The organism is Romboutsia sp. (assembly GCF_035470145.1).
Lineage (GTDB): Bacteria > Bacillota > Clostridia > Peptostreptococcales > Peptostreptococcaceae > Romboutsia_D.
Map to the genome: position 1 here is coordinate 1 of NZ_DATIRC010000144.1, position 14,528 is coordinate 14,528.

Consider the following 14,528-nt stretch of genomic DNA (forward strand, 5'->3'; position numbering starts at 1 on the left):
TAAGATATTACAGAATGAGACTCATCTAAATCTGGAAGTATTGCAAAAAAAGCAGACAGTATAAGATTGAATATAGAAATAGGTATATTAAATAATAACGAAGCTTGAATAACACTTAAAACACCTATAGTGCAATGAGTTTTTCCACGCATATATCCTCCCTAATATTACATTTATACTCAGAGAATAACAGAACAAGATTAATTTGTCAAAATAATACAATAAATGTATTATAAATATGACTTAAATTATAGTAGAAATTATGGTACAATGATAATAACTGGTAAAGAGTGCGTGATTTGATATTATTTAAACTATAGAACGTGTTTATATTTTAAGAAAAACTGAATAGACATAAAGGAGATGATGCAATTGTTCAAAAAAAACGCCAACAAAATAAAGATAATGGCATTAGGTGGGCTTAACGAAGTCGGTAAAAACATGACAGTTATTGAGTATAAAGACGAAATAATTGTCATAGATGCTGGGCTAAGTTTTCCAGATGATGATATGTTAGGGGTAGACATAGTTATACCGGATATAGCCTATTTAATAAAAAATAAGGAAAAAATAAAAGGTATATTTATTACACACGGACACGAAGATCATATAGGAGCACTTCCATATATACTTAAAAAGATAAATGTACCTGTATACGGAGCAAAACTTAGTATAGGACTTATACAAGTTAAATTAAAAGAGCATAAAATGAATAATGTTAAGCTAAATGTTATAACTCCAAGACAAGTTATAAAGCTTGGAAACATGGATGTAGAGTTTATAAAAAATAATCATAGTATACCAGATGCTTGCTCTATAGCTATTCATACAGACCAAGGGATAATATACCATACAGGAGATTTTAAAATCGACTTAACACCTATTGATGGAGAGGTTATGGATATTCATAGAATTTGTGAATTAAGCAAAAAAGGTGTGCTTCTAATGCTAGCAGATAGTACAAATGCTGAAAGACCAGGCTCTACTATGTCTGAAAAAACTGTAGGAGCAGGTTTAGATGATTTATTTAGAAAAGCTATTCAAAGTAGAATTATAGTTGCTACATTTGCATCTAATATACACAGACTACAACAGATAATAAATACAGCGGAAAAATTCAACAGAAAAGTAGCAGTGTCAGGAAGATCAATGATAAATGTAGTAGGCGTAGCTAGTGAACTAGGATATTTAGAAATACCTGAGAACATGTTAATAGATTTAAATGATTTATCTAAATATGAAGATAATGAAGTAGTCTTAATAACAACTGGTTCACAAGGAGAGCCAATGTCGGCTCTTGCAAGAATGGCAAGTTCAGAACATAAAAAAGTGGAAATAAAAAATGGAGATTTAATAATAATATCAGCTCATCCAATACCAGGGAATGAGAAATTAATATCAAAAGTAATAAATTGTTTATTTGAAAAAGGCGCAGAAGTAGTTTATGAAGATGAAGATATACATGTATCAGGGCATGCCAAGCAAGAAGAATTAAAATTAATTCACACATTAGTTAAACCAAAATTCTTTATGCCAGCTCATGGTGAGTATAGAATGCTAAAAAAGCATGCTGAATTAGCAGAAGAATTAGGTATGCCAAGTCAAAATATATTTGTGAATAAAACTGGAGACGTTTTAGAAATAGATAGAAATTCGGCAAAGGTAGTTGGTACTATACCAACTGGAAATGTATTAGTTGATGGATTAGGCGTTGGAGATGTAGGGAATATAGTATTAAGAGATAGAAAACATTTATCAGAAGATGGACTTATGATAGTTGTTGTAACAATATCAAAAGAAGACGGAAGAGTTTTAGCAGGACCAGATATAATATCTAGAGGGTTTGTATATGTAAGAGAATCTGAAGATTTAATGGACGGAGCTAAAAATGTAATCAAACAAGTATTAAAAGAATGTGAAGATAGAAATATAAAAGAGTGGGCTTATTTAAAGAACAACATAAAAGAAAACTTAAAAGAGCATTTATACCAAAGAACTAAAAGAAATCCTATGATACTTCCTATAATAATGGAGGTATAATCATGAAAGATTGAATATAATTTATTATATTCAATCTTTTTTTGATTAAAAAAAATATAGGAGGTTTTTTATGGCAGTTAATGATACGGCTATGAAGTTAGCTAATGAAATAAAAAACAGTAAGGAATACAAACAATTTAGAAAATACATGAAAGAAGTAAAAAATGATAAAGAGTGTGAAAAACTTTTAAAAGATTATAGAGATATTCAACTTCAAATGCAAAGTTATGCTATGAGAAATCAACAAATAGATAAAAAGACTATGAATAAAATAGAAGGAATTCAAAAGAAAGTGACAAGCAATAAAAGGCTATGCGATTATTTAAATAGTGAACAAAGATTTACTTTAATGATGGATAATATAAATAAGATACTTGCTCAAGCTGTTCAAAAAGATTATAAATAGACATAAAACTAATGGATAAAATAATGTATAGATAAACAAAAGAAAGGGCGCTTTATATGAAAATATTTATATTGAAAATTGACCTTAGAGCAAATTGGGTACATTCTTTAAAAGAAAAACGAATGATTGTAAAAAGTATAGTTAAAAAACTTCAAAATACCTTTAATACGTCTGTATCAGAGGTAGATAATCAAGATGTTCATCAGAGAATTACGATAGGTATAGCAGGGATTTCACTAGATTCTAGCCAATGTGATTCTATTAAGGAAAAGATAATAAACTTTATAGAAGTAAATACAGAAGCTATTATAATAGAAATTGAAGAGGAAGTAATCCATTATTGAATAAATAAAAGCTTAGAACATTGTGATCTAAGCTTTTATTTATAAACATTTAAACGAGTTTAAGTGCTATTAAGTGAAAAATTCAACTAGATGAAATATTATAGAAAAAAATAACAATTATAAATACCTTATATTAGTAAAAAATAAATACAGGTAAATTTATTAATAGGAGGTACGAACATGAGTGATAAGAAGCTAAATAACAATGCAAGAGTAGCTTTAAAACAACATAGAATGGAAGTTGCAGCAGATTATGGAATGGACTATGAAGATGCATTTGAAATAATAGAAAATGCACATAGTAATGGAGCGCTATCTCATCATTTTAAAAAACTTGAAGATAAAAGAAATGCTTTTTCAAGTAAACCTAGCCAATTAGAATAAAAAAATTAAATAGTGAGAAAATAAGTTCAAAATAAATATTAAGAGGTGACAACTATGAAAAAATTGGCTAGTATAGTAGTATCTATAGTACTTGCCTTAGTACCTATGAATATGGCTTTTGCAAATGAAAATGGCACACCGATGAATATCTCTTCAAAATCAGCTATACTAATGGATGTAGGAAGTGGTCAAATTTTATATGAAAAAAATGCCCATGATAAACTACCTCCAGCTAGTGTAACTAAAGTAATGACTATGTTATTATGTGTAGAAGCACTAGACTCTGGCAAAATAAAATTAGAAGATAAGGTTCAAATAAGTGACACTGCAGCAAGTATGGGAGGAAGTCAAATATTTTTAGAACCAGGAGAAACACAAGATGTTAATAGTTTACTAAAGGGAATAGCAGTAGCTTCTGCAAATGATGCTTGTGTAGCAATGGCAGAATATGTAGCAGGTAGTGTAGAAGGTTTTGTAGACAATATGAATGCTAAAGCAAAAGAATTAGGAATGAAAGATACTCATTTTGCAAATACAAATGGGCTTCCTGTTGATAATCATTATACTTCTGCGTATGATATTGCTTTAATGTCTAGAGAATTATTAAAACATGAATCTATAACTAAATATCTTACAACATGGATGGATCAAGTTGTAGTAGGTAAAAAACAAGTAACAGTAGGACTTGCTAATACTAATAAAATGGTAAAGCATTACCAAGGTACAACAGGCGTTAAAACGGGATTTACACAAGAAGCTAAGTACTGTTTATCAGCGTCAGCTAAAAGAGGAGATACTCATTTAGTATCTGCAACTCTTGGTGCTGAAACATCTCCAGAAAGATTTAAAGATGCTTCTAATTTATTAAACTTTGGATTTGCAAATTATGAAAGTGTTAAATTGTGTTCGAAAGATGATAACATAGCAACTCTTACGTTAGACAAAGCAGAAGATAATAAAGTAAACTTAGTAGCTAAAGAAAATTTAACTGTTTTAATCAAAAAAGGTGGAAATAAAGATTTTACTAGGAGAATAAAAGTAAGTGAAAATCCTAATATACCTATAAAAAAAGGAACAGTACTTGGACAAGTTGAAGTATATCAAGGTAAAAAGATGGTAGGTAAAGTGGATTTAGTTAATACAAAAGATATAAATAAAGCAAGTTATTTACAGATGCTTCAAAGAGTAATAGACAGCATGCTTTAATAAATTATAAAAAAGAAGTTTTATGAACTTCTTTTTTTTATACAAAGACATACTATAAAAGTTTTGATTATAATTTTATTAATTGGTATAATAATATTAAAATTGTAATTTAGGAGATATAAGTATGAATTTAAGTAATATATTAGTAAGCATAGTAGCAATAGCAGTAGCTATATCTGTTCACGAATTTGGTCATGCATATGCTGCACATTTATTAGGGGATGACACAGCCAAAATGTATGGAAGAATGACTCTAGACCCTGCAAAACATATAGATCCAATAGGTCTTATTACGATGTTAATTTTTAGGATAGGTTGGGCAAAGCCAGTACCTGTAAATCCAAATAATTTTAAGAATTATAAAGTGGGAAATGTTTTAGTATCTTTAGCAGGTGCCATAGGAAATATACTTGCAGCTATAGTGTGCGTAATAGTAATGAAATATGTTAAGATGGAAGCTATTTATACCATAGCATCTATGACAATGGTATATAATATATGGTTTGCAGCATTCAATTTATTGCCAGTCCCACCACTTGATGGATGGGGTATAGTATCATCATTTATACCATATAAGTATAATGAAATAATTTATAAGTATGAGAGAATGAGTTACCCTATATTATTAATCTTAATATTCACAGGATTATATGGGATAATAGTATCTCCTATACGTGATGTAATATGGAATATTGTTACTTTATTTTATTAAAATAATATAAGTTAAGAGGTAAGTAAATGAAATATAATATACAACTACAAGTATACGAAGGTCCTCTAGACTTACTATATGATTTGATTTCTAAACATAAAATAGATATAAAAGATATATCGATAATAGATATTACAAAGCAATATATAAAGTACCTAGATATGCTAGAGAAAATGGATTTAGAAATAACGAGTGAGTTTATAACAATGGCATCTAAACTTTTGGAAATAAAATCTAAATATTTATTATATAAGCAAAAAGATGATGAAGAAGTGGAAGATCCAAGATTAGAACTTATGGAACAGTTAGAGGAATATAAAAAGTTTAAATTAGCAGCCCAAAATTTAAAAGATAATGTTAGCTATATAAATGAATTATATTATAGAAAAAAAGAAGAAATAGTTATAGATGAAAAAATAGACTTACAAGAAATATCAATAGAAGCTATAAAAAACATACTTCCTTATATACTAAAGGTTAAAAAATCAGAGGAAAAAGAAATAAAAGACGAAAAATTAAATAAAATAGTAAGGGGTAAAATTATATCAGTTGAAGAAAAAATAAGTTATATAAGAAATATAATAAAAGAAAATAATGAAGTGAGATTCACAAAAATAATACAAACTTGTGATAAAGATGAAGTAATAGCTACTTTCTTATCTATATTAGAATTAATAAAAGGTAAAGAAATAGTAGTAGAACAAGGTATATTTTTTGATGATATACTAATAAAGAAAAACTCGGAGTGGTAAAATGAGACGTGAAGAAATAAAAAGTATTATAGAGGCAATTATGTTTGCATATTCAGACCCTATAAGTATTGGGGAGTTAAATAATATAATCAATGAAGAGCTATCAAGAAAAGAAATAGAGTTAATGTTAAATTCATTAATAGACGAATATAGAGAAAATAACAGAGGGATACAAATAATAAAATTAGAAGATAAATATCAAATGACTACAAATAAGGATTACTCTAGTTTTATAAAAAAAATATTAGAACCAAAGAAAAAGAAAAGCTTAAGTCAAGCTACGCTAGAAACTTTAACTATAATAGCTTACAAACAGCCAGTAACAAAGGTTGAAGTGGAAGACATAAGAGGAGTTAAGTGTGATAAAGCTATACAAACTCTTTTAGAAAATGAATTGATAATAGAAGCAGGAAGGCTTGATAAGATAGGTAAACCTATAATATATAAAACAACAAATGAATTTTTAAAGTTGCTAAGTATAGAAACCTTAGAAGATCTACCTCTTTTAGACGATTATGAAGAAAATAACAATGAAAATAATTGATCAAAATAGATTACTTTAACAGGTAATCTATTTTTTTTTAGCCATATAAAAGGTAATCAATTTAGGCAATTGGTGATATGAGTGAATAAAATGTTGGATATAGTTATATATAAAATTAATTTCAATAATAAGTATATATAGTTATTTTTTAGAAAATAATAAGAATATGAGATATAATGATATATTTGCAATTAGTATTTTAGTAATAATGATATTAATAGTATTAGCAATAATGATAATTAAATCAGCTTTAAATATAGTACTTACAGTGTATATAAATAATAGTGATATAAATGTTAATTTTAACATTAAATATTTATTTAATTTAATAAATATAAAAATAAAAATCTATCCAAAATCAAAAAAAAACCCAGCAATTAATAAAACTAAAAGGGAGAATATAAATAAAGGTATAAATAAAAAGGCTATAGAGATAGAAGATTTTAAAGTGATTTATAAATTAATGAAAAAAATAAAAATACAAGAAGTATATAGTGATGTAAGTTTTGGCAATGAAAATTTAGGTTTTACATGTTTTATATACGTATTTATAAATAGTATTTATGGAAATATAATTAATATTATTAGTCCAGAGAAAATGTATTTAAAGGTTAAACCTGATTTTATAAAAAACTATATAGTATCAAATATAAAAATACATATAAAACTTACGATTAAAGATATAATAAGTATATTTATAGCAATACTTAAAATTTATAAAAAAATTAAGATAAAGAAAAAGGACGGTGGTAAGAGTGAAATCAGCAGGGTCAATACAAAGTCTTATGGAGACAACATTTGAGACAATAAAAGGTTCAATAGACGCTAATACTATAATAGGAGATCCTATACAAACTGATACTACAGTGGTTGTACCTATATCAAAGGTAACTATTGGATTTGGTATTGGAGGAGGAGAGTATTCTAAGGGATATGATGAAAATAAATCAAAAGAAAAAATAGAAGAAAAACCAGATACCAACTTTGCGGGAGGAAGCGCAGGAGCAATTTCAATACAACCAGTAGCTTTTGTTGTAGTTGAAAATGGAGAAACAAGACTTATGAGTTTAGATAATAGCATTAATATGGTGGATAATATATTATCAGTTACACCAAAGGTTATAGAAAAAATTCAAAATTTATCTAAAAATAATGTAACTAATAAAAATAACATATAATAAAAAACTATTTACAAGTTACTAAAGTATAGGGCTTGTAGATAGTTTTTTTATATACATCAAACATCTAAACTTGAGTAATAATCCTGTTTTCTAAGATTGTTGGAGATATGAGGAAAACTTATTTTTTATTATATTCATTAAAAATACAAAAATTTACATTTAAATAAGGCGTTGATAAATTATAATATTAAAAGGTAATTTATTACAATTAATTTTGATATCAAAATGATTTAAATAGATAAGAACATATTTGTATAGTATAATAAATAAAGAATATAAATGTGAGTTTCTAATAGTTAAATATAAATAAAGATTATTAAAGAATATAGGAATGAAAGACTAGTATTTTGAGGTGAATATTATGGAAAATAGAGAGATTTCTGAGTTGATGATGGAAAATATAAATAATTTCACAAATTTAGTTAAAATTATCAACGATGAAAGATACAGTGCAGAAAAAGTTCTTACAGAAAGACAATTTTTTACATTAGTTAGTATAAGAAAACATAAAAAAATAGAACTTAAAAATTTAAGTAAAAACTTATACGTATCAAATTCAAGTTTATGTATATTATTAAATAAACTAGTGGAACAAGGCTATGTATATAGAGAAGAAGATCCAGGGGATAGAAGAAATACTTTTTATTGTATAACTGAAAAAGGGGATAAAATTGTAAAAGGTGAAATAGATAGACTTATATCAATTATAGGCATAAAAATAGATAAATTAAGTGTAGAACAAAAAGAGAGACTCTTTAATTGTATGATTGAATTAGATTCGATGATAAAACTTTTATTATAAATAAAAATGAAATATTAGGATTGGTATAAAAATACCTAATATGTGGCTCATGGGATATTCGATAAAAGCAATTAAAAGGAAAAGGCATAAGGAGTTTATACTATATAGCTAGAAATAAAAAAAAAATTTTAAAGTATGGTAAATTGTGTTATAATTTTAAACAGCCTAAGATTTTTATTTTCTTTTTACATAATTAAATTAAAGATAAAAAAACTCGCTATTATTAGCGAGTTTTTTACATGTTAGGAAATTACATTTTATTTAGTTTATAAGTAAAGATAATTTACAATAGCTTAAGTTTAGACAGCCTGAGCTATATATAGGTGAACTACTTGAGGAGTATGAGCTAATTGAATTTTATCTTTTAAATTTAAAATTGAAATTATCTTTATCAAAAATAATAACTGATATATATACAACTGTAGTTGATAGTATAAAAATAAAAATACTTATTAAGTTAAAATTTGAGAAACTATAAGAATAATTAGCGCAAGTAAGAGTATTTAATAAAACTATAAATGAAAAATAAATTATGCACATAATTAGATTATCTCTTATAGCATTTTTGCTAATCTTAAACTTTCTAACCTCAACCATATAAACATTAGCATAGATTAATAAAACTTTAGAAAATATATACAAGAAGTAAAGTATATTAGGAAACCTATATGGAATATGCTGAAAAAATATTATCTCCCCTATAGAGCAAACTAGGCTCCAAGAAAAAAACACATTAAATAATTGATATTGCTTAAAAAATAATATAGTAATACAAATATAAGCGCAAAATCTACTAATTCCAATAGGTAATGAACTTAGCACATCATAATTTCCCATGGACACTATGGAGACTTGTTCGAAAACTATTTCTAAAATAATTAATCCACAAATTATTTTCTCAACAATATAGCTATAAGGTAATAAGTTTTTAGTAAGTCTAGGACAAAAGTACATAAATATAGCGAAAATTAATAGTATTATTAAATGTTCTTTAGAAAAAAGGAACGTATTGGCCATAAAATTCTCCTCTATAATAAGTTTTTATATATTCTATTCAAAAAAAACAATATTGATATAAATAAGTTTTTAATATATTATAGTATATTTTTATTCAAAAAAAATAGAATCAATAAAAATATACAAACTAAAAAAAAGGAAGTGTAACAAAATAAAATTTAAATAATAAATTAATACTATATGCTTTAAGACAATTGAAAATATCATTTTAAGGAAGTGAATAAGTTGAAAAAAGCAAACATGCAATTATGTGCTGATGCAGGAAGTAAGTACTGTCCATGTCATCTTGCTTACTCAGGGGATTGTATAAAATGTCCAATTATATGTGGAAAGAAAAATTGTGATTGCTTATGGCAAGGAGTATGTATCTATAATGAACTGCAACACAGTAAAAATGTACCAATATGCGAAAGAAAAAAATCTCTTTGTAAAATCAAAGAAGTTGATAATTTAGGAAATGATACTTTTTTGGTTAAAATACAAGTGCCAAATGATATGATAAGAGATTTATGTAGCCCGGGGGCATATGTATTAATAAAAAGCCAAGATAAAAATAGTGATGTATTCAACGCACCAATATCAGTTATGGATGTAGATATGGAAAACAGCATTTTAGAAGTTATAATTAAACCAAGGGGAATTAAGACTAAGAATATAATTAACTTTGATGAGGTATGGGTTAAAGGTCCATATTTTAATGGTATATTTGGAATAAAACAAATCAAAGGAGCTTATAAAACTAATACGGTTGTAGTATTAAACGGTTTATCACAAGTAAATTCTATCAATATAGTAAAAAGATTATTAGAAAATAAAAATAATGTAGAAGTATTCATTAATAACCAAGCAACTATTTTAGAAGTGGTAATTGACAAATTAAAAAATTTAGGAGTAAATATCTATAATACGGACTTAAATGAAGACAGAGACTTTTTAATAGACTATATAAGAAGAAACAATGTAGAACTTGTATATAGTGGAGGTGCTAATGCTTTTAACAAATATGTAATGGATATTGTAAATTCAGTTGATGAAAATATCAATTTTGCTATTTCGAATAATAATTTAATATGCTGTGGAGAAGGAGTTTGTGGTGCATGTACCATAGATATAAATGGAGAAAAAGTAAAGTCATGCAAGGCACAAATTGATAGTAGGGATTTTTTGAATTCTAAGAATTTATAGGGGGAATAGCCATGCCAAAAGTAGTTATAATTGGAGGTGGATGGGCAGGATGCGCATCTGCTATATCTGCTAGAAAAGCAGGAGCTGAGGTTGTTATCTTAGAAAAAACTGACTTATTATTAGGACTGGGAAACGTTGGGGGAATAATGAGAAATAATGGTAGATATACAGCTACAGAAGAAGCAATTGCACTTGGAGCCAATGAATTATTTGAACTTACTGATAAGTATTGTACTCATGAGAATATAAATTTCCCAGGACATGAACATGCTACAATTTATAATGTTACTAAAATAGAAAAGCCTGTAAGACAAAAAATAATTGATATGGGAATAGAAGTAAAGTTTTTCAGTAGAGTTATAGATGTTGAGATGGATGATAAAAAAATAGTTGCAGTTATATTAGAAAATGGTGATAAGATAAAAGGAGATGCTTTTGTAGAAACTACAGGTTCGACAGGTCCTATGGGTAATTGTATTAAATATGGAAATGGATGTGCTATGTGTGTACTAAGATGCCCATCTTTCGGTGGTAGGGTTAGTATAAGTAGTAGATGTGGTATTGAAGATATGCTTGGAAGAAGAAATAATGGTGATTCAGGTGCATTTAGTGGTTCTATGAAGTTATTAAAAGAATCTTTAAGTGAAGATTTACAAAAAGAGTTAAATGAAAAAGGATGTGCAGTAGTACCTCTTCCAGAAGAATTTATAAATGAAGAAAAACTAGATATAAAAGTTTGTCAGCAATATGCACTGCCTGAATTTGCTAATAATATAGTTTTAATAGATACAGGTCATGCAAAACTTATGAGCCCTTTTTATAATTTAGAAAAATTAAGAATGATACCGGGATTTGAGAGTGCTTTAATCGTTGATCCTTATGCTGGTGGAAAGGGTAATTCTATAAGATATTTATCTGTAGCTCCAAGAGATAATTATATGAGAGTTAAGGGTGTTAGTAATTTATTTGTTGCAGGAGAAAAATCAGGTTTTTATGTAGGTCATACAGAAGCTATATGTACAGGAAGTCTAGCAGGCCATAATGCAGCTAGAAATTGTGTAGGTATGTATTTGTTACAACTACCTACAAATCTTGTTATAGGAGATTTTATAGCCTATTCTAATAATGAAATGCATAAACTAGAGGGTGATAAGCTTAGGTTTACTTTTGCCGGAAGTATTTATTTCAACAGAATGAAAGAACTAGATTTTTATACTATTGATAAAAAAGTTATATATGATAGAGTGAAGAAAGCTAGTTTAGAAGGTGTATATAATAAGAAAATAATTAAGTAATATAAAAAAGGCTAGGCGAATACCTAGCTTTTTTTATATAAATAAGACTAAGTATGAGATTTAATTAAAATGTATAAACTAAAATATTTATAAAAAATTTATCATATAAAAATAAAAATATTTAAGAAATTATAAACATAATATATAATTTGGAAAAATTTAATATTTAAAAAGGTAAAACATTAGTAAAGATAAAATATATGTATATAATAAAAATATCAATCAAAGGATGTGTGTATATATATGAACATTACAGAAGCAAAATATAGAATGTTTGAAATATATGCTAGAGAATACAAAAATCTTATAAAAGAAAATGATGAATCAAAAATACAAAATATAGAAAATAAAATGAAAGAAATAAGTGAAGAATTAACTAAATACACAAAAGAATTTTGTAGGCTAGATATAGAATTTAAAGAAAATAGTGATGAACTTCCAGATCCAATTAAATACTTTATGGAAAATGGAGAAGCTTTAGAACCATATGACTATATAAATAATACATCTTGGGATGGGTTTTGGAAAAAATGCAGCGGCAAAGATTTAGAGTATTTCATATCATACTTAGAATATCCGATAATATATCCGAAACATAAAAATTACATACATAACGAAAAGAATTTAATAAAAGTATTTAAAAAAGAAACAGGATTTTCAAAAGTACCATATGGAATAAAATGTGCTCAGGTTATAAATGAAAAATATTTTAAATAAGATATAAAATATTAAATAATACAAAAAAATCTAAAATAATCCTCAACTCTGTCGTAAAGTATAAAAGTAGTGTTTTCACATAAAAATCTGTATTTACCTATAACATAAATTGTCATATAATTATTATAAATGTAATTTATGGTAAATATAATTGAATGGAACGAATAAGAGGGGGAAAAGAAATTGAAGAAAAAAATTGCCCTAGCAACATTAGCTATGATACCTATGACAGTAAATAATGTACATGCATCAGCACAAATAGGTATAGTTACAACTAGTTCTTTAAACGTTAGGAGTGGGCCAGGAACTAATTATACAGTTTTATTTACTGTTAAAAAAAATGATAAAGTTGATATAAATGAAACATCTAATGGATGGTATAAAATAAAAACAAGCTCAGGAAAAGAAGGATGGGCTTCATCTACTTATATATCAAAGTCAAATAGTAATGATAATTCCAATGAATCAAATATATTAGGCGAAAAAAAGAGAGTTACAGTCAATAGGCTAAATATGAGAAGTGGAGCCGGAACAAGCTATAGAGTTATAATCACTTTAAATAAAGGTGACGTATTAGATGTAGTGTCAGAAAATAATGGATGGACAAAAGTTAAATATAACGGAAGACTAGGATATATTTCTAGTGAATATTTAGAAGATATTAAATCTGAAAGTTCACAAGAAATTAATAAAGAAGTAAATACAGATAGTTTAAATGTTAGAAGTGGACCAAATACTAGCTACTCAATAGTTGGAAGCTTAAAAAAAGGTGAAAAGGTAAATGTAATATCAGAAAGAAATGGATGGTCAAAGATAGACTATAAAGGAGAAACTGCATATACATCGAGTAGATACTTAAAAAATATATCAGGTATTTTAAATCCACCGACAGAACCATCAAATCCAGATGAAAAACCAGAGAGTGTTAAAGAAATAAAGGTGGTAAATACAAGTTCATTAAATGTAAGAAGTGGACCAGGAATTAACTATAGCAAAGTAGGAAATCTAAGAAAAGACGAAAAAATAGGAATAATATCAGAAAGTAATGGATGGTCAAAGATAGAATATAAAGGAAAAGTGGCATATACATCGAGCCAGTATTTAACTAAACAAGGTGACACAACACCAAATCCACCAACAGAACCCTCAAATCCAGATGAAAAACCAGAGGGTGTTAAAGAAATAAAGGTGGTAAATACGAGTTCATTAAATGTAAGAAGTGGACCAGGAATTAGCTATAGCAAAGTAGGAAATCTAAGAAAAGACGAAAAAGTAGGAATAATATCAGAAAGTAATGGATGGTCAAAGATAGAATATAAAGGAAAAGTGGCATATACATCGAGCCAGTATTTAAGTAAACAAGGTGACATAACACCAAATCCACCGACAGAACCACCAAATCAAGGAGGAGACACTTCAGAAAATATAAATGGAGCTACTGTAAATTACAAAACACTAAGCTATACGTTAGATGATCATGTAAGAGTTCAACAAGAAAGAGCTAGTATTGGTGGAAATGTTATAGATTCAAGTAAACCGAGAAGTAGTGAAGTTATGACTACTGTTAAAATGAAAGAAAGTAGAGGATTTGTTTTAGCAGATAAAAGTGACTTAGAATATTTCTTAAATCCAAGTAACTTTACAAATAGTTCAAAAGGAATGATGCAATTCTTAAGAATAGATAGTTATAAAGGTGGGATATCAGCTAGTGAATTAAATTTATATTTAAACTCCCTATCACCAGCTGCATCAGGAACTAATGTATTTTATAATCAAGGTCAAACATTTATAAATGCAGCACAAAAGTACAATATAGATCTTGTATATCTTGTTTCACATGCTATGTGGGAGACTGGTTATGGAAAATCCACGTTAGCACAAGGTCAAACAATAACATCATTTAAAGGACAACCTCTTAATACACCAGTTACAGTTTATAACTT

General features: G+C 27.1%; 15 protein-coding genes. All 15 read left to right on the forward strand.

Going from position 1 to position 14,528, the window contains the following annotated elements:
* Positions 1 to 366: 366 nt before the first annotated feature.
* Entirely contained in the window at positions 367 to 2,040 is a 1,674-nt protein-coding gene (locus VLM92_RS05585) for a ribonuclease J (protein ID WP_325275365.1), read from the forward strand.
* Positions 2,041 to 2,110: 70 nt separating this feature from the next.
* Positions 2,111 to 2,446 carry a YlbF family regulator gene (locus tag VLM92_RS05590; RefSeq protein WP_325275366.1) on the forward strand — a complete coding sequence of 112 codons (336 nt, stop codon included), beginning with the start codon at positions 2,111 to 2,113 and terminating at the stop codon, positions 2,444 to 2,446.
* Positions 2,447 to 2,502: 56 nt separating this feature from the next.
* On the forward strand, positions 2,503 to 2,790 hold the full coding sequence (locus VLM92_RS05595) for a DUF503 domain-containing protein (protein ID WP_325275367.1): 288 nt from the start codon (positions 2,503 to 2,505) through the stop codon (positions 2,788 to 2,790).
* Positions 2,791 to 2,970: 180 nt separating this feature from the next.
* Complete coding sequence (locus VLM92_RS05600; protein WP_325275368.1) at positions 2,971 to 3,174, forward strand: CD1290 family small acid-soluble spore protein; 204 nt, start codon at positions 2,971 to 2,973, stop codon at positions 3,172 to 3,174.
* Between the two features lie 54 nt (positions 3,175 to 3,228).
* Complete coding sequence (locus tag VLM92_RS05605) at positions 3,229 to 4,380, forward strand: D-alanyl-D-alanine carboxypeptidase family protein (protein ID WP_325275369.1); 1,152 nt, start codon at positions 3,229 to 3,231, stop codon at positions 4,378 to 4,380.
* A 124-nt stretch (positions 4,381 to 4,504) separates the two neighbouring features.
* Positions 4,505 to 5,092: a site-2 protease family protein gene (locus tag VLM92_RS05610; protein WP_325275370.1), complete on the forward strand. Its 588-nt coding sequence runs from the start codon at positions 4,505 to 4,507 to the stop codon at positions 5,090 to 5,092.
* A 26-nt stretch (positions 5,093 to 5,118) separates the two neighbouring features.
* Entirely contained in the window at positions 5,119 to 5,844 is a 726-nt protein-coding gene (locus tag VLM92_RS05615) for a segregation and condensation protein A (protein WP_325275371.1), read from the forward strand.
* Position 5,845: 1 nt separating this feature from the next.
* Entirely contained in the window at positions 5,846 to 6,388 is a 543-nt protein-coding gene (scpB, locus tag VLM92_RS05620; protein ID WP_325275372.1) for an SMC-Scp complex subunit ScpB, read from the forward strand.
* Positions 6,389 to 6,554: 166 nt separating this feature from the next.
* Positions 6,555 to 7,190, forward strand: coding sequence for a DUF2953 domain-containing protein (locus VLM92_RS05625; protein ID WP_325275373.1), 636 nt, complete (start codon positions 6,555 to 6,557; stop codon positions 7,188 to 7,190).
* On the forward strand, positions 7,144 to 7,566 hold the full coding sequence (gene ytfJ / locus VLM92_RS05630; RefSeq protein ID WP_325275374.1) for a GerW family sporulation protein: 423 nt from the start codon (positions 7,144 to 7,146) through the stop codon (positions 7,564 to 7,566). Before VLM92_RS05625 ends, ytfJ begins: the two co-directional genes overlap by 47 nt.
* Before the next feature lie 364 nt (positions 7,567 to 7,930).
* Positions 7,931 to 8,371, forward strand: a complete 441-nt coding sequence (locus tag VLM92_RS05635) for a MarR family winged helix-turn-helix transcriptional regulator (protein ID WP_325275375.1) — start codon at positions 7,931 to 7,933, stop codon at positions 8,369 to 8,371.
* Between the two features lie 1,242 nt (positions 8,372 to 9,613).
* On the forward strand, positions 9,614 to 10,573 hold the full coding sequence (locus VLM92_RS05640; protein WP_331681690.1) for a 2Fe-2S iron-sulfur cluster-binding protein: 960 nt from the start codon (positions 9,614 to 9,616) through the stop codon (positions 10,571 to 10,573).
* A gap of 11 nt (positions 10,574 to 10,584) precedes the next feature.
* The gene (locus tag VLM92_RS05645) at positions 10,585 to 11,868 is read left to right on the forward strand and encodes an FAD-dependent oxidoreductase (RefSeq protein WP_325275377.1); all 1,284 of its coding nucleotides are present in this window, start codon (positions 10,585 to 10,587) and stop codon (positions 11,866 to 11,868) included.
* Positions 11,869 to 12,111: 243 nt separating this feature from the next.
* Positions 12,112 to 12,585: a hypothetical protein gene (locus VLM92_RS05650; RefSeq protein WP_325275378.1), complete on the forward strand. Its 474-nt coding sequence runs from the start codon at positions 12,112 to 12,114 to the stop codon at positions 12,583 to 12,585.
* Between the two features lie 183 nt (positions 12,586 to 12,768).
* Positions 12,769 to 14,528, forward strand: a 1,760-nt coding sequence (locus VLM92_RS05655; RefSeq protein ID WP_325275379.1) for an SH3 domain-containing protein, incomplete at its 3' end; no start/stop codon positions are given.